Source organism: Pseudomonas sp. PA15(2017) (genome assembly GCF_001945395.1).
GTDB lineage: Bacteria > Pseudomonadota > Gammaproteobacteria > Pseudomonadales > Pseudomonadaceae > Aquipseudomonas.
This window is the reverse complement of sequence record NZ_MSXV01000058.1, coordinates 497,667-518,367: the sequence shown is the minus strand read 5'-3', so window position 1 is coordinate 518,367 and position 20,701 is coordinate 497,667. Positions and strand designations below refer to the sequence as shown.

14 protein-coding genes and 1 pseudogene are annotated in these 20,701 nt (G+C 60.3%); 1 reads left to right on the top strand and 14 read right to left on the bottom strand.

Annotated features, from left to right (window positions below):
* Window positions 1-205, top strand: a pseudogene (locus tag BVH03_RS24075) (transposase); the annotation flags it as partial.
* Window positions 206-421: 216 nt separating this feature from the next.
* Here BVH03_RS24075 and BVH03_RS24070 read toward each other — a convergent pair.
* The 14 genes from BVH03_RS24070 to BVH03_RS24010 form a co-directional block, all read right to left on the bottom strand.
* Window positions 422-829, bottom strand: a complete 408-nt coding sequence (locus tag BVH03_RS24070) for an SMI1/KNR4 family protein (protein ID WP_074886822.1) — start codon at window positions 827-829, stop codon at window positions 422-424.
* A gap of 271 nt (window positions 830-1,100) precedes the next feature.
* Window positions 1,101-1,958 carry a Tim44 domain-containing protein gene (locus BVH03_RS24065; protein ID WP_075963528.1) on the bottom strand — a complete coding sequence of 286 codons (858 nt, stop codon included), beginning with the start codon at window positions 1,956-1,958 and terminating at the stop codon, window positions 1,101-1,103.
* A 183-nt stretch (window positions 1,959-2,141) separates the two neighbouring features.
* A complete protein-coding gene (locus BVH03_RS24060) occupies window positions 2,142-3,239 on the bottom strand; it encodes a TRAP transporter substrate-binding protein (RefSeq protein ID WP_075963527.1) in 1,098 nt (365 codons plus the stop codon).
* Window positions 3,240-3,704: 465 nt separating this feature from the next.
* Window positions 3,705-5,906 (bottom strand): DNA helicase II, encoded by a 2,202-nt coding sequence (uvrD, locus tag BVH03_RS24055; protein WP_075963526.1) that lies wholly within the window; start codon window positions 5,904-5,906, stop codon window positions 3,705-3,707.
* Between the two features lie 339 nt (window positions 5,907-6,245).
* Window positions 6,246-7,661, bottom strand: coding sequence for a TolC family protein (locus BVH03_RS24050; RefSeq protein ID WP_075963525.1), 1,416 nt, complete (start codon window positions 7,659-7,661; stop codon window positions 6,246-6,248).
* Window positions 7,661-9,811: a peptidase domain-containing ABC transporter gene (locus BVH03_RS24045; RefSeq protein WP_075963524.1), complete on the bottom strand. Its 2,151-nt coding sequence runs from the start codon at window positions 9,809-9,811 to the stop codon at window positions 7,661-7,663. The genes BVH03_RS24050 and BVH03_RS24045 overlap by 1 nt, the downstream gene beginning before the upstream one ends.
* Before the next feature lie 9 nt (window positions 9,812-9,820).
* Entirely contained in the window at window positions 9,821-11,092 is a 1,272-nt protein-coding gene (locus tag BVH03_RS24040) for an HlyD family secretion protein (RefSeq protein ID WP_075963523.1), read from the bottom strand.
* Window positions 11,093-11,307: 215 nt separating this feature from the next.
* Window positions 11,308-11,691 carry a hypothetical protein gene (locus BVH03_RS26210; RefSeq protein WP_143486055.1) on the bottom strand — a complete coding sequence of 128 codons (384 nt, stop codon included), beginning with the start codon at window positions 11,689-11,691 and terminating at the stop codon, window positions 11,308-11,310.
* A gap of 606 nt (window positions 11,692-12,297) precedes the next feature.
* Window positions 12,298-13,308, bottom strand: a complete 1,011-nt coding sequence (locus BVH03_RS24035) for a PLP-dependent cysteine synthase family protein (RefSeq protein ID WP_075963522.1) — start codon at window positions 13,306-13,308, stop codon at window positions 12,298-12,300.
* A complete protein-coding gene (gene hisC, locus BVH03_RS24030) occupies window positions 13,305-14,513 on the bottom strand; it encodes a histidinol-phosphate transaminase (protein WP_075963521.1) in 1,209 nt (402 codons plus the stop codon). The genes BVH03_RS24035 and hisC overlap by 4 nt, the downstream gene beginning before the upstream one ends.
* A gap of 18 nt (window positions 14,514-14,531) precedes the next feature.
* Complete coding sequence (locus BVH03_RS24025; RefSeq protein ID WP_075963520.1) at window positions 14,532-15,908, bottom strand: MATE family efflux transporter; 1,377 nt, start codon at window positions 15,906-15,908, stop codon at window positions 14,532-14,534.
* Entirely contained in the window at window positions 15,902-16,858 is a 957-nt protein-coding gene (locus BVH03_RS24020) for a hypothetical protein (protein ID WP_218189569.1), read from the bottom strand. The genes BVH03_RS24025 and BVH03_RS24020 overlap by 7 nt, the downstream gene beginning before the upstream one ends.
* Window positions 16,859-16,932: 74 nt before the next feature.
* Window positions 16,933-18,342: an alanine racemase gene (locus BVH03_RS24015; protein WP_083640152.1), complete on the bottom strand. Its 1,410-nt coding sequence runs from the start codon at window positions 18,340-18,342 to the stop codon at window positions 16,933-16,935.
* A gap of 134 nt (window positions 18,343-18,476) precedes the next feature.
* Complete coding sequence (locus BVH03_RS24010) at window positions 18,477-20,666, bottom strand: TonB-dependent siderophore receptor (RefSeq protein ID WP_075963518.1); 2,190 nt, start codon at window positions 20,664-20,666, stop codon at window positions 18,477-18,479.
* Window positions 20,667-20,701 lie beyond the last annotated feature (35 nt).

Genomic DNA, 20,701 nt, shown 5'->3' with positions numbered 1-20,701 from the left:
ACATCCTGAGATGATGAGCAGGCGTCGCAGCATCGTCGAACACCCCTTCGGCAATCTCAAACAATGGATAATGGGCAACGGCCGTTTCCTGATGCGTCACTTCAGTGGCGCGCGTGCGTAAATGTCACTGGCGGTACAGGCCTACAACCTCAAGCGAGCTATCAAGGTGCTGGGTGCGCAGCGAATGATCGAGCTGCTCACCTGAAAGGTTGGTCGCGACCTTTCGAATCGTACAAAAGCAAACGCCCCGAACAATGTCGGGGCGTCTGATGGGATCACTACCTGCATCAGCGACTTTTCACACGCTCTGTATAGGCGCCCTTGTCGTATTGGTCGTAGCCTGGTGTCGAGCGAAGCGATACCCAGGACAGCATTTCCCGGGTATCGCTGTGCTCAACCCGGGCTAAGAGGCTGGCTGGCATTACTCCTCCAGCCAGACTTCCCGCACCCAGTGCCACACCGAATCCCAGCTGTCGTCGGTGAGGTCTTCTTCCTCGCCGTCCCAGAGCAGCACGGTGCCGTCCTGTTCGACGCAGTAGTAGTTGCCCTGGTCTTCGCAGATCGGCACCAGCTCGCGTGGCACGCCCAGGGACCAGGCGACCGAGGCCACTTCGGGCAGGTAGGTGTGCGATTGCGGGTCGGTCACGGTGACCGGCTCCAGGCGGCCGTACACCACGTCGCTGACCTTGAGCAGGAATTCGCGTAGCTCGAAGGGCAGGTTGATGAGGATCTGCTCCTCGATCTCCACCAGCAGCTCTTCCTCGGGCAGCTCCAGCGGTACCGGCACCGGCTCGTTCAATTCACGCAGTTGTTCGATGACTTCTTCCACGGCGGCTCCACCTGAGTCCTGGCGATTCTGATCAGATTCCGGAGCGCACGACGCAGATGCAGGCCAGCTGGCCCGGCTGCATTGCTGCTCCTCGATAACGCAGCTTTTTACGCTGAATGGAAGGCCGTCACAAGCCACTAGGGGCAAAAGGCCATATGGGCATGTAACTGCATTCGCAGCGCATTGAGTAAGGCGGCTGCCTGGAGGTTCCGCAAAAAACGCTGCAAAAAAGAAACCCGGGCAAGCCCGGGTTCTTTCAGTGCGTGTGGGATCAGCCGTTCTGGCGGATACCGGCGACCAGCCAAGGCTGGTTCTCGCCAACGGCACGCTCCAGGCGCCAGCTTTCGCTGAAGGCCTCGCCCTGGTCGAAGCGCGAGGTCTTTGAAACACCGCTGAAAGTCAGGGTGGCAATGGTCTTGTCGGCGTGGTCGTCGACACCATCCAGCTGCACGTCGAGGTTGTCGATGTAGGTGGACTGGAAGCCATCGCCCAGATCGGCACGCTCACGCTTGAGGAACTCCAGCAGTTGCGGGGTCACGAACTCGGCGATCTTGTCCATCTCGTTCGCGTCCCAGTGCTGCTGCAGGCTCAGGAAGTGCTCGCGACCGGCATTGACGAAGCTTTCCTCGTTGAACCAGGCAGGTGCGTTGATCACCGGCTTGATTGCCGCGGCGCTGCTGCCACCGAAGATCGACGGCTGAGCCGGCTGCGGCTGGCCATGGGCCTCTCGCTGGAACGGCGCACCACCGGCAGCGGCGACGTTCGGCTGCTGCTTCTGGCGACGGGCGGCCAGGAAGCGGAACAGCAGGAAGGCGATCAGGCCGAAGATCAACATGTCCATGATCTGCAGGCCTTCGAAGCCGTCGCCCATGAACATGGAGGCCAGCAGGCCACCGGCGGCCAGGCCGGCCAGCGGGCCGAGCCAGCGCGAAGCACCGCTGGCGGCAGCCGGCGTGCGGCCTGGGGAAGCGGCGTTGGCGTTAGGTTGGGAAGGCGGCGTGGCCTGACGGGTCTGGTGGCTCGGCGCGGCGCCAAAGGATTTGCCGCCGCCCATACGCTTGGCGTCGGCAGTCAGGCTGAAAGACAGGCCCAGGCAGATTACCAGGGCGATGCTGAGGAAACGCTGCATTATCGGTTTTCTCTCGGTTATTGAAACACTGTTAGACATCTTGCCCGTGGCAGGTGGGCATGACCAGCAACAGAATGTTTCGAGCTTTTGCCCAGCGAAACGGTTCGCGCTACGCCAAGTCAATGAAAGCAGGAAGCGAAACGGAACCCGCAGGCTCCGTTTCACTGCACATCCGCTGACGCCTCATCGCCAGTTGTAAAGCTCTTTCTCGGTCACTTCGCCCACCGGCGCGGCTTCGTCCTGGAAGGTCTTCATCGATTTCCAGATGCGGCCGTTGAGCTCGTTCTGGCCGGCCAGGTCTTCGAGTACGGTGTGCGATTCACGCTTCATCGCCGCCAGTACTTCGTCGGGGAAACGTTTGATCGTCACACCCTGCTCCTTCAGCTGGGCCAGGGACTTGGCGTTGTGGAAGACGTAGTCGTCCATCATGTCCAGGGTCGCGGCGCGGGCGGCTTCGACGACGATCGCCTGCAGGTCGGTCGGCAGGCTGTCGAAGGCTTTCTGGTTGACCATCGACTCGACCACCGCCTGCGGCTCCTGCCAGCCCGGAAAGTAGTAGTACTTGGCCGCCTTGTGCAGGCCGAAGGCCAGGTCGTTGTATGGGCTGATCCAGTCGGTGGCGTCGATCACGTGGGTCTGCAGGGCCGTGAAGATCTCGCCGCCAGGCAGGTTGACGGTAATCGCGCCGAGTTTGGTCCACACCTCGCCGCCCAGGCCCGGCATGCGGATCTTCAGGCCCTTGATGTCGTCCAGGGAGTTGATTTCCTTGTTGTACCAGCCGCCCATCTGCATGGTGGTGTTACCCGCCGACAGGGGCTTCACGCCATAGGGCGCGTAGGTTTCGTCCCACAGGGCCTGACCGCCGCCCTTGCTCAGCCAGGCGTTCATTTCCAGGGTCGACAGGCCGAACGGCACCGAGGAGAAGAACTGCGCCGCCGGCACCTTGCCTTTCCAGTAGTACGGCGTGCCATGGCCCATTTCGGCGGTACCGCGGGACACTGCATCGAACACTTCCAAGGCCGGCACCAGCTCACCGGCGGCGTAGACCTTGACGGTCAGGCGCCCGGCGCTCATGGCATTGATGCGCTCGGCCAGCCGCTCGGCGCCAGTACCCAGGCCGGGGTAGTTCTTCGGCCAGGAGGTGACCATCTTCCAGTGGAAGGTCTCGGCTTTGGCAGCGGTGGCGCTGCCTTGCCCGGCGGGTGTTTCTTCCTTGCAGCCGGCCAGGCCGATGGCAGCACACAGCGCCATCGCGGCGCCGAACAGATTGCGGCGGTTCATGGTGTTCTCCCTTGAGTGTCGAGCAGCGTGCCCTGATTGCTTTTGTTATTGACAGCCGGCCGTTATGGCGGCTGCCATGGTTGTAATCGTCGAGCTGACTTAGAACCTGTTCAAAGTCTGCTGCGCGTCGGCACTGCGGCGTTAAAAACAGGCTGGATTGCCAGCCCAGTCAGACTGCTCATTTACAGCTCGTAAACTCCGCGTCCTCGCCTGTTTTTGCGGGGGCGCCTAGCCCTTGCATTGCTCTAGCTCGCGAGACTTCGAAAAGGCTCTTAGAGCGTGTTCACGCTACTGCAAACTGGCGGAAGCGGCCTTTCGCGTAATCCGTAGGCGGGGCTTCAGCCCCGAGCTTTATGAGCGTGCAAACAGCTCGGGGCTGAAGCCCCTCCTACACGTTCGCGCCACCGGCCACTCCCGCCACCTAGCTGCCCGTACGCATGCCCGGCAAGATCGTGAGCAGGCTCCTCAGATAGCCTCGAGCTTGGCGTAGGCCAACATCAGCCACTTGCTACCTTCGCTCTCGAAGTTCACCTGCACCCGCGCCTGGGGGCCCGAGCCCTCGAAATTGAGGATGGTGCCTTCGCCGAACAGCGAGTGCTGCACGCGCTGGCCGAGGTTGAACGGTGTGTCCGGCACGGCGCTGCCAGCGAACAGGCTGCTGCCGCTCATGCTGCGGCTGCCACTGCCGTACGGGCGGCTGACGCTGTTGGACAGGCGTACTTCCTGCACCAGATGGGGCGGCACTTCGCGCACGAAGCGCGAGACCTTGTTGTAGGTCTCGTTGCCGTACAGGCGGCGGGTTTCCGCGTAGCTGATCACCAGGTTGCGCATGGCCCGGGTGATGCCCACGTAGGCCAGGCGGCGTTCCTCTTCCAGGCGGCCGGGTTCTTCCAGGCTCATCTTGTGGGGGAACAGGCCCTCTTCCATGCCCACCAGGAACACCCGCGGGAACTCCAGGCCCTTGGCGCTGTGCAGGGTCATCATCTGCACGCTGTCTTCGTGTTCGGCGGCCTGGGTATCGCCGGCCTCCAGCGAAGCATGATCGAGGAAGGCCGCCAGCGGCGTTTGCGCGTCGTCGCCTTCCTCGCCTTCGTAGGAGTCGAAGGCCCGGGCGGCGGACACCAGTTCCTCGAGGTTTTCCACCCGCGCCTGGGCTTTCTCGCCCTTTTCATCACGGTGATAGGCGAGCAGGCCGGACTGTTCGATCACCAGCTGCGCGGTGCTGTGCAACTGCATGCCCTCGACCTTCAGGGCCAGGGTGTCGATCAGTTCGACGAAGCCGTTCAGGGCACTGGCGGCGCGACCGGCGATCACCTTGGTGCCGACCGCTTCGTGCAACGCGGCCCACATCGACAGGTCGTTGGCGCGGGCGAACTGGCGCAGGGTTTCCACCGTTTTCTCGCCGATGCCACGGGCCGGCACGTTGATCACCCGCTCCAGCGCCGCATCGTTGCCGCGTTGGTGGATCAGGCGCAGGTAGGCCATGGCGTTCTTGATTTCCGCGCGCTCGAAGAAGCGCTGGCCGCCGTAGATGCGATAGGGAATCTTCTCGCGCAACAGCGCTTCTTCCAGCACCCGCGACTGGGCGTTGGAGCGGTACAGGATGGCGATGTCGCTGCGACGCAGGCCGTCCTTGCGCAGGGCGTCCTCGATGGTCTCGACCACGTAGCGCGCTTCGTCGTGTTCGTTGAAGGCGGCGTACAGGCTGATCAGCTCGCCATCACCGACGTCGGTGCGCAGCTCCTTGCCCAGGCGCCCCTGGTTGTTGGCGATCAGTGCGTTGGCGGCGTTGAGGATGTTCGCCGTGGAGCGGTAGTTCTGCTCCAGGCGGATGATCTCGGCGTCGGCGAAGTCGCTGTCGAACTGCTGGATGTTCTCGATCTTCGCGCCGCGCCAGCCGTAGATCGACTGGTCGTCGTCGCCCACCACCATCAGGCTCTCGCCGCCCATGGCGAGAAAGCGCAGCCAGGCGTACTGCACGGCGTTGGTGTCCTGGAATTCGTCGACCAGGATGTGCCGGAAGCGCTTCTGGTAATGCGCCAGGAGGCCCGCATTGTTGCGCCACAGGTCGAGGGCGCGCAGCAGCAGCTCGGCGAAGTCGATCACGCCGGCACGGGCACAGGCCGCCTCGTAGGCTTCGTAGATGCTGCGCATGGTGGCCAGGAACAGATCGCCGCTGGCCTGGATGCCGGCCGGGCGGATGCCTTCGTCCTTCTGGCCGTTGATGAACCACTGCGCCTGCTTGGCCGGCCAGCGTTGCTCATCCAGGCCCAGCTCGCGGATAACCCGCTTGATCAGCCGTTGCTGGTCGTCGGAATCGAGAATCTGGAAGTTCTCGACCAGCCCGGCCTCTTGCCAGTGGGCACGTAGCAGGCGATGCGCCAGGCCATGGAAGGTGCCGACCCACATGCCCGCCGGGCTTTGCCCGAGCACGTCCTCGATGCGATGACGCATCTCGGCCGCCGCCTTGTTGGTGAAGGTCACCGACAGGATGCTGTGCGGCGATACGTCCAGGCGCTGGATCAGAAAGGCGATGCGGTGCACCAGCACGCGGGTCTTGCCGGAACCGGCACCGGCCAGCACCAGTTGATGACCGGGCGGCGTGGTGACCGCATGGTGCTGGGCTGGGTTGAGAGAGCTGAGTCGCTGATCGAGGTCATTTTGCATCGCGGCATTCTAGGGGGCCGGCGCAGCTTGGGCAAACGGCGCAGTGCAGCGCTGTTGCCTGCCGTCTATCCGGCGCTGTCCCCCTGCGCCTGGATTGCTGTGCAAAAGCTCATTTAGCCGCCGGTTGCCGCGTGAGGTGACCAGTGGCAAACGTCCGCTGAAGTCGGTTTGCCGGCGCACGCGCTGGTGGACTTCCTTCGTCATCACCTGGCTTTTCAGTCTGAGAATCCGGACGGGTACGTGCTCGCATCTTCGGCCAGCGCCAATCCAGCCTGCGAAACTCGCGCCGCAAACGATCCTGTTGATCTGAAAGAGATTTCCATGGGCGCGAAATCCGTCTCACTGCAATAACCAGAACCCCAGACGGCCGAGGCTCTCGGCGAGTCTCAGACGGGATATCTGCCAATTGCTGAGCGCGCGGATATACTGCTCCTCGGCGCTGGAATAAGCGCTCAATGCGTTGAGCAGCTCCACCATGATGCCGACACCTGATTGATAGCGTCCTCTGGCCACCTCGAGGCTCTGGCGCGCCTGGTCGACCAACTCACGGGTCAGCGTCAGGTTACGCGTTTCCATGCTGAGCGACTGATAGCTGCTCCAAACGTCCAGGGAAACCTGCTGCTCTAGCTCGGCTAACTCTGCAACACTGGCTTCGCGCCGAGCGAGTGCGTTGCGAATCTGGTACGTGCGGTTGAACCCTTCGAAAAGCGGAACAGTGAGTTGCAGACCTATGCTGCGGTCATGGCCGCGGAAGTCTCCACTGAACTCTCGAGACTGGTGAGTGGTGCTGCGACTCAGGTTCGCGGTCAGCGCCAGGCTTGGCCGACCCGCGGCATGACTTTCTTCCACGCTCGCGGTCGCGGCGCGAAGGCGTGCCTGAGCCGCCAACAGCCCCGGATGATCGCGCTTGGCGTCGACGATCAGTCGTTCGATATCCGTGGCGAAGGTGGCATCGAGTTGCTCACTCAACTCATCGTAAAGGCGCAGCGAGGTGTCCGGTGCAAGCCCCATGCGTATAGCGATAATGCCTAGCGTACGTCTGAGCGTCCCTTCATCGCGGATTTGCGCCAAGCTTGCCTGGGACAGGGCCGTTTGCGCTTGCAGGCGGTCTGACAGGGCCGCGGCGCCCGCATTGTACTTGGCGTTGGCAGCCTCCAGGTTCTGCGCGGCAAGCTCAGCCACCTGCCGCGAGGCTTCCAGGCTGCGCTGGGCAGCCAATGCCTCGTAGTAGGCCTGAGCAGCAAGGGAGAAAGCGCGCTGCAGAGCCGAGTCCTGGCTGGCATTGGCAGCCAATAGCAATTGCTGCGCATTGCGCAGAGCAGCGCTACGTCGCCCAAAATCAAAAAGCTCCCAAGTCAGCTCAACGTCAGCAGCGTAACGCTGACTACGGTTCTCTCTTGAGGGCACGTCGCGGTAGTTCAACTCGTTGTAGGCTTGATTGGCGCCCAGGCGCCCGTTCAGGCGCGGCAGATAGGCTGCCTTACTGCTGCCGACTTGCGCTGCCTGAGCCTTGGCGCTCGCCCAAGCCAGTTGAGTGCTTGGGTCGCGGCAGAGGATCCGCTCGATAGCATCCTCCAGGCGTAACCGCTCCGGCAAAGGCGCATTGGACGAGCAGTGCAGATTGCTGCCTCCAAGATCGTAGCTTGCCTGGTTGGCGAGGCCGCGAGCGGTGCCAAATACGTCGGGCTCGTACCCCGCTGCACTCTGGCTGGTGCTTAGCAGGCCGGCACACAGCAAAGCGATGAACCGTCGCATCAGCTCGGCTCCTGACGGCCGGAACCTGAGCTGTGCTCAACCCTCTGATCCAACGCCACCTTACCCTTGTGGAGTTGCACGACCCGATTCGCTGAAAGTATGGTCTCTGGGCGATGGGCAATCATAATCCGGGTAATGCGCAAGGCACTGATCGCGGCGTTGACCTGCTGTTCGCTGTGAAGATCCAGATGACTGGTGGCTTCATCCAGGAAAAGAATCTTGGGGCGCTTGTACAAGGCCCTGGCAAGCAGCACGCGCTGCTTTTGCCCACCCGACAGCACCGTCCCCATATCACCGACCAAGGTGTTGTAGCCCATCTGCATCTGCTGAATATCGTCGTGGATGGCGGCAACCTTTGCGCATTCCATCAGCCAGGGCATATCCGGCTGCGGGTCGAAGAAACTGATATTTTCCTTGAGCGAGCCCGCGAACAGCACGTCATCTTGCAGCACCGTTCCCACTAGCCCGCGCAGCCCGCCCAGCCCCAGTTGCGACAGTTCCAGGCCGGCGACCCGGATTTTGCCCTCTGCCGGTGGCAGGATACCGAGCAGGACATTAAACAGCGTGCTTTTGCCGCAGCCGGAAGGACCTATGATCGCTACCGATTCGCCCGCCTCGATGTGCAGGTCGATTCCGTCCAACACCCAGGGCTCTTGCTCCGAATAGCGGTAACGCAGGCCCTCCACCTGGATGTCCGCTTGACGATCGTGCACGCTCTCAAGAGGGGTATCCCCGTGGCTCTCTTCCGGTGCCTGGAGGACGATGTCAGCCAGACGCTCGCCTTGCAGCTGCAGCATTCGCAACTCGAAAAACTTATCGATCAAGCTGCCGACACGGCCATTGAACTGGGATTTATAAGCGGTGAATGCCAGTAAGGCACCTACAGTGAAATACCCGTCCATTACCATGTTGGCGCCGAGCCAGATAATGAGCAGGTTTTCTATGCCGAACAGGATGCCGTTGAGCTGTTGATAGAAGAGATGCAGTTTCTGCGTTCGCAGCCCAGCGTTGATCTGTTCAACCAGCAAACCAAGCCACACGGATCGTCTTTCATCTTGTCGTTGAAACAGCTTCAGTGGGCGTATGCCGCGAATGCTTTCGAGAAAATGGCTCTGTTGGCGCGCCGCATGGATGATTTCCGCTTCCGTGGCACGGCGCAGGGGCTGGTACCATAGCCAGCGCCCAAGGCCGTAGAGTGTCATCGCGGCAATCGCAATGCCCGCGAGTTTAGGGCTGTATAACAACATCATCGACAGCGTGGCGATGGTCATCAGGCCATCCAGTATGGCGGCGAGGAATGCTGTCGTCAGCGTCTGCTGGATGCTGTTCACGGCACCGAAGCGCGATACCACATCGCCAAGGTGGCGTTTCTCGAAGTATTGCGCCGGAAGGTGCAGCAAATGGCTGAAGACTTTAGCCTGCCACTGAACGCCCAGCAGTGTGCTCATGTGCATGATGACCCAGTCGCGCACCCCGCCGACCGCCTGCTGCATCACCAGCAGTAAGCCAAACCCGATGATAAGTGTCGTCAGCAGATCACTATCCTCGCTGACGATCACGTTATCGATGGTCCACTGCATGAGAAAAGGGCTGATGAGGGAGAACACTTCCAATGCCGCTGACAACAGCACGATCTGGCCGAGCGAGCGGTATAGCCCGGTCACCTTGCCAAGCAAGTCACGGAGTTTGATGCGCGGCGGCTCTTCCTGCTTTTCAAAATTGCTGCCTGGCCAAAGCTCCAGTGCGACGCCAGTGAAGCTTTCTGATACCTCGTGCAAGTTCAGGCGGCGGACACCATGGGCTGGATCGTGAATGACAACAGCGTTTCGCTCGACGGACTTCAATACAACAAAGTGATTGAAGTTCCAGTGCAACAAGCAGGGTAGTTTGAGGCTGCCAAGCTCGTTGAGCTGCAATTTCACGGCACGTGTTTGTAAGTCCAGGCGTTGGGCAGTTTGATTCAGCTGTTTGAGCGAAACCCCTTTGAGCGACGTAGAAAATCGCCGGCGCAGTTCCACCATATCGGTGTGATGGCCGTGGTAGCCGGTAACCATCGCGAGACAGGCCAGGCCGCATTCGGTGGATTCTGTTTGCAACACTAGCGGCAGGCGACGGCCCAGGCGCAAGGCTAGGGCATCGAGAAATTGCATGGGCGGATCCTAGAGCTTACCGGTCAAGCTGTAGAGTGGTTCTAATACCCACTCGTAGAGTCGGCGAGTGTCCTGAAGAATTTGAGCGTCGAGCAGCATGCCGTTCTGAAGCGGTCGTGGCTCGCCATAGGCTTTCACGGCTTGGTCATCTAGCGTCACCCGCAAGCGATAGAGTGGCTCACCCTCCAGCCCCGCCAACGGTACGCCACCGACCATGTTGGATAGCTGGGCATAGGGAATGCTGGTTCGGGATATGGATTGAACCCTACCGTGGTATTGGCCGAACTTTTGATAGGGATAGGCTTGGTAGCGAATCCGTACCGGATCCCCGGCGCGAATAAAGCCGATGGCTCTGCTTGGTGCGTAGAGCTCGGCCTGAAACGACGCATTGGCGGGTGCGATGCTTAATAGTGGGCGTGAGCTATCCACAGCCCTGCCCGGTTCGGCGAACACCGCTGTGGCGATGCCGGGCTCAGGTGCGGTGATCAACAAAGTACGCCGAGCTTCGCTTTCCGCCAGCTCCTGCTCGACGACGCTGAGCTGGCGTTTGATGCCGGCCCGTTGATTGGCCTGGTTAGCCGGGAGGCTGGAAAGCTCGTTACGGCGTTCTGTAAGGCGCTGTTTGACAGAGGTATATTCTCGCTTCAGGCCTTGCAGGGTCTGGCGCTGGGCCAGCAACTCGGCTTGTCGCTGTTGCAGCTGGTCCATGGAGATGTAGCCTTGTTCCATAAGCCCCTGGTAACGCGTGGCTGCATCGCTGGCTAATGCCAGTAGGCGCTCCTGGCTGTCGATCTGTGAATCAAGAATCACCAGTTCACCTCCTAGGCTGGCGACATGGCTGTTCAAACTGCTGCGTTCGGTGTTCTGCAGACCATTCAGTTCTTCCAGCTCCTCGCGCAGCGACTGACGACGTTTTTCCAGTTGTTGAATGATGGAGGCCTGGATCGGTCCGGCCTCGCTGTCATAACGCTCACTGGAAATGATCATCAAAGGATCACCGCCCTGTACGAGTTGCCCTTCCTCGACGAATGTGCGCAGTACAGTCCCTGTCTGTGGCGAATATACGGTGGCCACACCGCCAATCGGCACCAGTTGACCACTTACAGTGCTGCGTTTGGTATAACTGCCGAATATAAATAAGCCCACGACCATCAAAACCATCACGGCGGCTAGCAACGTGAGTACGCTGAAAGAGACGGGGCGGATCAGTATTATCTTGCCGAAGCCGTCAGCTTGCTGGGCATCAAGCGCTTCTTGGCGAAATAGTCGATTGTCGGTCATGGATACATAGATGCAAGGATGAGGCGCGCAACGCTGCAACACGCTCTACCTGCAATAGTGATATTTGGTTGAAGTGAACCGTAGCCAATTCGAACCAAATCAAGCCCGATGTTTTGGCTGCCAGAGCCATCCTGCAATTCACAAAGCATCACGTTAGGCCCCGATATGCACAGGCCTAGCGTGATGCAGCACAGACTCGATGATCTGGTTGGTTCTTATGCAGCGAATACACCTGGCGCACGACTATAGATAGCACCAGACAAATCAGGGATTTGTGGCATGCCAACTCCCGTAATTTGGGAAATACCGCGGATGCTTGCCTCTGCGGCTGCCCCTACGGCAAAGCCTGCAACTGCACCACCTGCAAACCCAATGCCTCCGCCCACAAGCCCGCCGCCAGCTGCGCCCAGCGTCGCGCCAACGACTCCAGTCACCGGCGTACCAACCGCTGTGCCGAGCAGACCTGCAGCTGCACCGCCAATAGCGGCGCCAGCACCCACACCCAGCATGGCGCCACCCACTGCGCCAGCAGCGGTCGTCGTGCTGGCCAGGCCAGCCCCGGAAACAAGCTCGATTTCAACCAGATTGAGTTCTTGCATGAGAAATATCCCTTAGCTGCTTATATAGATGCGTCACACTGTTGACTTAAAAGGCTATCCATAGAGCCAATTGGTTGCCTACCTGGCGTTTTGATATTATCTCGTTAGTTGGCGAATTCATATGACAAGTTGGTGAAATTCGCGCCGTCGCATAACAGCTATCGGCGTTTGTTGGGCGAGTCGAATTCGCGATCCCACAGCTAACATGAGATAGCCAAGCTCGTTCAGTAAGGAGCAGTATGAATTAGCCTGATTATTAAAAGTCTATGATATCGGGGTGATGGATTATTATTGGTAACTTGCGGTTCAGCATAAAAAGCTTTACCGACGAGGACCTCGGACAGGTATGAACTCTTGATCCGACAACAGGAGCTCCCGGCCCCTGTCAGTACACCGGTAACTTGCGCCAAACACTCACCCCCACTTGGGTTGGCTCATTCAAATTCGGAGGGTAATCTAGGCCGAAATATCCACTTTATAGACTTGGGGTGGGTCACTATAAATCTGAATATGTAACTTTATTATTCGGCCTGGGTTTTCCGATAGGTTCCAGTCTCACAGCGAGGCGGTGTCGTCAGTTTTTAAAACTCCCCGATCGTTGTCAGGCTAGGGGCGCATGAATAGGTTTAGCTCTTCGATGATTTTGGGGTTGGTGAGCCCTCTGGCGTTCATCCAGGCGTCGTTAAAGACTGTATCAAGGTACTTCTCGCCACCATCGCACACGAGTACCACCGTGGTGGTATCGGGCGGTACGCTCCGTGCGTGGCGCAAGGCTTCGTAAATGACCCCGCCTGCCGAGCCACCCACCAGCAAGGCGTGTCGACGCGCCAGGTAGCGTGCTGTCTCGAAGGCCGTGCTGTCGCTAACCTTGAGCCCTGTGTCAATCAGGTCGTAGTCAATCAGTGCACCGATCTCTGCACCTGCCGGAGTACCTGTTCCGGATTGGTAGTAGGGCGAGCCCTCGCCTCCGAAAATCACAGAGCCTTCTGGCTCTACCCCGACTATCTTCACCGCCGGCAAATGCGCCCTCAACGCTCGGCCGGTACCGCACAAGGACCCGCCCGTGCCGATGGCGCCGAACAGGTAATCGATCGAGGAGCCCAGGGAGTGCCGCAGCTCGTCGGCCAGGGCGTTGTAGCCGTTGGCGTTGCCTGGGTTGTTGTGCTGTTGGGTCCAGTAGGCACCTCGCTCCGTGGCAATACGGGCGGCCGCCGCATCTCGGTCGGCGGTGGCCAGGCCACCATCGGGCTCACCGACACGAACAAGCTCCGCGCCGTAGGCCTGCATGCCGCGCAGTTTGTCCATGCTCGCGTGAGCGTCCACGACTGCAGTGAAGCGATAGCCACGCTCAGCTGCAATCAGCGCCAAGCCCAGCCCGGTGTTACCTGACGTTGACTCGACAATGCAGCCACCAGGCTTGAGCCTGCCTTGCGCTTCGGCCTCGTCGATCATCTGCCGCGCCATGCGAATCTTGGCGGTTGCGGTGGGGTTGAATTGTTCCAGCTTGAGCAGCACCCGCCCACTGTCCGGCGCTACGGGCAGCGCGAGTAACGGGGTGCCTCCAATCAGGTCGGAAACGCGAGTTAGGATGGGCGGTTGGAACGTGAGGGCAGTCATGGCGAACTCCTTCCAGAATCATTGGCAGTCTTGGCTTCGTTGGGGCGTGGTGGTGACTCGTCAGGCCGGGCGCCCGGTGAGTGTTTCTGCAGCCGGGAAAGCGCCCGCAGAAAAGCGTCGTTGTCCTCGGGTAGCGATAAAGAGGCGCGGATGAAGTGCTGGTAGTCCGGTTCACGCCAAGCCTTGACGATGATCCCTTCGGACAACAGCCTCTCGACGACCTGCAGCGCATCCTGCGCGGTGTCGATAAAGAGAAAATTGGTAAGCGAAGGCGCTACGCGGTAGCCCATCTCCTGCAAGGCGGTACTCAGCCGGATGCGCTCGCGGCTGATCAGGCCGACGCTTTTTTGCAAATGCGCAGTGTCCGTCAGTGCCGCTATGGCCGCCTCCTGTGCCAGCAGGTTGACGTTGTAGGGGGTGCGTACGCGATGCAACGCGTCTACCACATGGGCGTCGGAGGCGATGCCATAGCCCACGCGCAGGCTGGCCAGCCCGTGAGCCTTGGAAAACGTACGCAGAACGATCCAGGGCCGCCGTTGCTTCGCCAGTACCTGCAAGGCATCGGGGTAGTCTGGATGGCCGATGGCATACTCGAAGTACGCTTCGTCGATCACCAGCAGGCTGTCTGTTGGGCAGGCCCGCACAATGGCTTCGAGGGTCTGCCATGAGAAGGCGCTGCCGACGGGATTGCAGGGGTTGCTGATCAATATCAGCTTGACCGGCTGGGCCAAGGCGTCGCACCAGGCGGGCAGGTTGCAGGAGAAATCTGCGTTCAACGCTACCTTGCTGACTCGCGCACCCATCATCAAGGCGAAGATTTCATAGAGGCTGAAGCAGGGCGCCTGCGTCACCACCAGGTCTCCCGCGTTGAGGAACGCCTGGCAGAGCAGCTCCAGCAGGTTCTCGGAGCCGTTACCAAGGATGATGCGATCCTTGCCTATGCCATGGCGCTCGGCCAATACGCCACACAGGGCATTGCCTTGCGGGTCGGGGTAGCGCCCCAGTCCCGACGACAGGCATTCTTGCACCGCCTGTGCGGCCGCCGGCGAGAGGCCATAGGGGTTTTCGTTGTTGGACATCTTGATGATGCGGCTTAAGCCGTACTGCTGCGCCACGTGCTCGGGGCTGGAACCGGGGTCGTATGCGGGTAGGCGGCCGACCTCGGGTCGTATGAGCGACTGCGCTGCATTGAAATGATCATTCATGGCCGTGCATTCCTCTGCTTAGCGCACTCCGATGTTCAGTGCATCGGCACTCGACGGTCGCGACAGGCGGGCAATACGCTTGCGAAAGGCGATCACCAACAAGGCCGCCGTGGCCGCCAGGCCGACCGTTTGGCCTATCCACACACCATGGATGTTGTAGCCTGCGGTGATGCCGAGCAGGTAGGCGCAGGGCAGGCCAATCAGCCAATAGCCGAACAGCGATATGCGCAATGGCCCCACGGTATCGCCGGTACCGCGCAGAATGCCGTTGCCGATGTTCTGACTGGCATCGAATATCTGCATGACGATGGCGATCAGCAAACCAGAGGCGGCGAGGGCCAGGGTTGTGGCGTTGGCGGCCTGGTCAGCGGAGATGAACAACGCCACGATGCTGTTCGGTATCCATACATAAGGCACCGCCACCAGCAGCATGGCGGCTACACCCAACCAGAGCCCCACCAGGCCCAGGCGTCGTGCCCGTGCATAATCGGCCGTGCCGCAGGCTTCGCTGATATGGATCGACGCCGAGTGTGAAATGCCCGCAGAGATCATGAAGACGATATAAATGATCTGGTTGAGTACCGTCTGCGCGGCCAGCGCCTCTATGCCCAGCGTGCCGATGAGCAGCGTCAGCACGCTGAAGAACCCGGCCTCCGAGGCATAGGTACCGGAAATGGGCAAGCCCAGTTTCCAGACGTCACGCACCGCCGGGCCGGACCACCGCCATGTCGACAGCGAGAGGTACGGGCCGAGCACGCTGTTCCTGATCACCACGCCAAGGAACATCAGGAACGACAGCAGGAACACCAGCGTCGTGGTCAAGGCCACACCGGGAAATCCGAGCGCAGGCAGGCCGAACTTGCCGTACACCACGATGTAGTTCAAGCCAGCGGTCAGGACGATCGAGATCAACGTGATCGCCAGCAGCGGCCCGGGATGCTTCAGGCCTACGGTGAAATGCCGTAGGGTCTGGAACCACAGGCAGGGCAGTAGGCCGGGGGCGGCCAGCAGCAGATACTGGAAGGTCATGGCCGCGACTTCTGCCTCCAGGCCCAGCCATATCAATGGTCGCTCCAGCAGCAGCAATACGGCGACGAACAACAGGCCCGACACGGTGGCCCAGAACATGCCCGCGAAGAGCAGCTCGCGAATCCTGCCATGGTCGCCTCGGGCATGTGCCTCCGCCACCAAATTGCTGACGCCCGTCACCAGGCCGGTGCCCATGGTGCGCAACTGGTTGAAGAGGACGATGGCCAGCCCGCCGGCTGCCAACTCTCGGGCACCGAGCGTGCCAAGGACAATGATGTCGATGGTCGTCAACGCCACATGTGCGAAATTGGTCAGGATCAGTGGTAACGCCAGTACCATGATGAGGCGTACGTCGTGCTTCACCATAGCTTGACCCTCACGCCACGGTTGTTCTGCAGTGCCAGGTCGGCGAAGTAGCGGCCAAGAGCGACGTCTGTCACGACCATGCCGCTGTTGTAGGCGAACACCACGTCGCGTTTGTCGCGACGTGCCGCCGCCGTGCCCAGCAAGATGTCCGGCAGTTGCGCATCGATGCTGGGAATGCTGCCGTCCGCAGCAGCCAGATCACCGCAGGTGACTTTCATCTGATCGGTGTCGGTGGCAATGCGGTAGTCGGCGCCATGCAGTACATCGGCATCGATGCCATAGCCGAGCAGCACCGCGACTGCGCCAGGTTTGAGCCAGTCCAGGCGGACCTGCTGTTTCGCGGTCAGGCCTGAGGCACCGATGACGATGTCAGCACGACGAGCTGCCGCTTGCAGGTCTTCGACGACCTCCACGCCGCGCCCAGGATAACGCTGGCTGACCTCGTTCTGAACCGCTTGGAGCCCGTCCTGGTACTGCCCGTAAACCAGCAGGTGTTCAAGGTCGGGTAGGGCCGCCAGTAGCATGGCGTGGGCAATTTGCCCTTGTACGCCGGAGCCGACGACCAACGCGGTACGCGCATCCGGGCAGGCCGCGCGAGCCATCAGTGCCGAGCTTGCCGAGGTACGCAACGGGCCCAGCTTGACGACATCCATCATGGCGATGGGCTCGCCGGTAAGGTCGTCGCACAGGAAGATGAACGAGTGGAAACCGTAGGCGTCGAGTTTGCGTTGTGGGTCGAACTCGTAGACCACCTTGAAGCCCAGCGTGTCGCTGGCACCATCACGGCCAACCATCGAGTAACTCAGCGAGCGCTGATCAGCCGGCTGTACCACGGTTTTCAGAGGATTCTGCGAGTCACCTGTGCGCAGCGCCATGAACGCCTGCTCGACAACCTTGAGTACCTCTTCATAGCTCGCATTCAGGCCTTCCAGATCCGTTTGTGAAAGCAACCAGAGCTCACCTGGCTGACCATATCGATGCGGTGACTGCATCATTTACCACCTCTCGTCTTAGCATGAAAAGCTCACACACCATCCAGCCGCCACTGCAGTTCCAAATCGGCATCGAGATCCACCACGACTTTCTTTGGCAGTTCCGCTTCATGGAAGGGGGACTCGTTGGAATCCATCTGGTAGCCCGCGGTATTGAGGTACACCAGCTGATCACCAGGGCGAAGCACTCGTGGGAAACCGATCTTTCGCCAGGTCAACATGTCGCACTCAAGGCAGGTAGAGGCGCCAATACAGGCCTGAAACACCGCCTGGCAATGAGCCTGATCGTCACTGTCGAGCAGGATTGGGTCAGGTAAGAATTCGCTGTTGAACCACTGCTCCGATAGGCTGAGGCTGCTGCCCTGCACCGTCACCAGCGCGTAGTCCTGAGCGGCCTCGCGCTGTTTGACGCCGAGCACTTGAAAGAACGACATTCCCGCCTGGTCGAGCAGGGCACGGCCGGGTTCGACGATGAGGCCGATACCGTGGCGGCGTGCCTTGTCCGCCAGGCTGACGCCGCTGTCGACAGCGCAGGCCAGCAGGTCAACCAGGCTCTGGCCACTCTGGGCAAGGCCGCCGTAGGGATAGAACTCGCCGAAGGTTTTGGCGGCGTGATAGTGCTCGGGAGCGTCCTGACGCAGGAACGCCTGCCATTGCCGAGGCGCCACGTATTGAACGGGAAGGCCACCGCCGATATTGACGCGTCGGCAGGTCGCGATGCCTTGCTTCTGCACCTGCAAGCACAGATCCATGGCTTCACTGGCGCAGCGTGCTCGTTCCTCAAGCGAGTAACCGCCAAGGTGGAACGAGAAGCCTTCCAGCGTCAGTGCCTGCCGATGGGCCTGGCAGAAGTCGAGGGCTTGCGCCAGCGCCTTGGTATCGAGGCCGAACCGGCTGTTGGCCTGATTACTGGTTTTTCTACGTAATAGGATGCGTGCATTGCAGTTGATCACATTCGCCAGCGACGTCAGGCGTACGAGTTCCTCGACAGAGTCAATGGCAATCAGGCACTGGTGATAGAGGGCTTCGGTGAGCAGTCGACTGGGCTTTTCCGGGCCGGAGATGCCGATGTGTTTACCGAGCACGCCGGCGGCCAGCGCTTTGCCCAGCTCGCCACTGCTGGCCACGTCTATACCAATACCCTGTTGGGCACAGGCTCTCGCGAAGCAGTCGGCTTTGTTCGCTTTCTTGGCAAACAGTATGTCGCCGCTCAGCCCCGTATCGGTAAAAGCCTTTTTCAAGCGGCAGACATTCTCAGTGAAAATCTGCGGCAGCACGACGTGCAACGGCGAGCCCAGGCCGCGAACCAGTTTGCTCAGTTCTGCGCTGTGGCGTTTCAGCAGCTGCGCTACCAGAGGATGCTGGTGCGAGCGCAGCTCGAAAGCCGGGGAAAGGTTGTCCGCAAGGACAGCGGCGGCCTCTTGAGCGGTAGTGGAGTTCATCGTCGCCTCTCGGCCATTTCCGGTGGCTGAGCGCAGGCCGCTCAGCCACCGGAGTGGCGTGTGGGATGGATGCTGCTTGGCGTTGGAAATGTCGAGGCGGTGCACTGCGGCGGCCCGCCCTTGTTTCACCGTCGTTAGAACGAGAAGCGCGTCGTTAGAAAGATTTCCCGCTCCCGGCCTACCTCCAGCCCCCCGTCCAAGGCGCCTAGGTAGTAGTACTTGTTGGTGAGGTTCTTGCCATGAAGGCGCACAGTTGTGGGGGTGTCGCGCAGCATGAAGTCATAGCTGATGCCGGCGTCCCACAGCGTGTAACTTGGAATGAAACCACTGTTCTGGGCATCCACCGGCCGGCTGCCGACATAGTTGAGCATGGTATCCACGGAAAGCCCCTGAACCTGCTCGAAGGCATAGCGAGCACCCAACGAGCTTTTCCAGCGGGGTACGCCCTGGCTGCGTTTGCCTCGGGTGGTATCGTCGACAACGTCTTTGAGTTCGGTGTCCAGGTAGGCCACGTTGCCGAGCAATGTCAGCTCGCGGGTGATCTTTGCACTGCCATTCAACTCGACGCCGCGATGGCGGAATTGACCGTCGCTGACAAAGGTATTCGAATTGTTCACGTAGCTGGCATCGCGCTTGATGTCGAACACTGCCACGCCCGCCTCGAAGCGCTGGCTGATATCGACCTTCATGCCGATCTCGTATTGCCTGGATTCGATGGCATTGGTCGGTTGGTTGGGATTGGTGACGGTTTGCGAGGAGTAGTCGCCTTTTTCAAAACCGCGAGAGTAGCTGACATAGGTCATGACGCTCTCCATCGGGCGATAGATCAGCGCACCCGTGGGGACGAAAACATTCTCGCTCTGAGGCTCTGCCGTGGCTGACAGATTGCGAGCCCTGTACCAGATGTAGCGGCCGCCCAGCAGCACCTGGAATTGATCGGTGAGGCTGATCAGGTCACTGGCGAAGACCGAGCGTTCTTCGATGCGTGACCTGAAGTCGATATCGTTCTTGGGGCCGAAGTGCCACCGGGGTGGCTGCACGGGATTGCGGATATTGCCTACCGAAATGTCACCAACACTGATCCCCTCCTCGCTCTGGATGTCGTCCCAGAACGGGCTCTTGTCCCGGAACTGTCGGTAGGCGGCTCCGACGAACAGGTCATGGCCTAACGTGCCGGTCGCAAGCTTACCGGCCAGATAAGACTGCAGGGCCCAGGTACTGAACTCTTCCCCACGCGACTGATACAGGCCTGCATGCCCGATGTCGCCATTAGGCTGGATGTCGAACAGATCCGCATAACCGCCGTGGCGGTCGACCCGAGAGTAATTGGCCTGGGTGATGGAGGTCCAGTCATCGCTCACGCTGTAGTCGAACTTGGCTTCCAGGTTATAGGCCTCGGTTTTATGCCGGTACCATGAGGGGGCCAGGGCATCGCGCCGGTCGATTTTCGGTGGCAGTACATAGCTCGATGGATTCAGTGCGTCGGCACGTTGTGTCTGGTCGGCACGCAACAGCGGATCAGACATGTTTTCCTTCCAGTTCCAGTCCGCATTGAGTTGCAGCAACGCACGCTCGCTGATCCGGAAGTCGGTAGCCAACCCGATGAACTTGCGCTCGAGGTCTCCGAAATGATTGAAGTTCCCCGTCTTTTCATAGCCAGTGTTCAAGCGGTAACCCACTGCGCCATCGGCCAGGGTATTGCTGGTGTCCACGGCCACGTAACGGTTACGCAGGTCACTCCCTTGCAGGGCCACGGTCGTAAAGGGTTCGAGCGTCGGCCGTTTGGGGATGTAGTTGATCGTGCCGCCGGGTGAGTTGAAACCGTATAGAAAGCCAGAGGGCCCTTTGAGCACATCCACTCGCTCGACGAGTTCCATCGGCACGTCGTAGTGCGGAGCCAGCGCCATGCCATCTCGGCGTATGGTGTTGAAGTTGTCCATGGCAAAGCCGCGCAAGCGGAAGTTGTCGAATCCGCCACCGTAGGAGGCGTTGAGTACCGATGGATCCGAGGCGAGCACCTCGCGCACGGTACGCGGGGACAGATCGGCAATGCTACGGGCGTCGTAGCTTTGGATCGCCAGCGGTATGTCCATTTTATCTTTGGCGCCGAAGCCACCCACATTGACCTCGAACGCGTTGTTCAGAGGCGGCGCCGAGACCGTAAAGGCGTCCAGCGTCAGCGAGCCTGCAGATTTGTCATCTTGGGCATTCACCGTTGTGCTGACGAGCCCCGACAGGAGCGCCGCCGCTACCAATGTGCCTGAGTAGCGATAGTCAGCCGCGCACGTCGCGGCCTGATTTTTCTTAACGTTTGACTTGGGCATGGATACCCTCCTTTGGCGCCCGCACGTTCTCTATG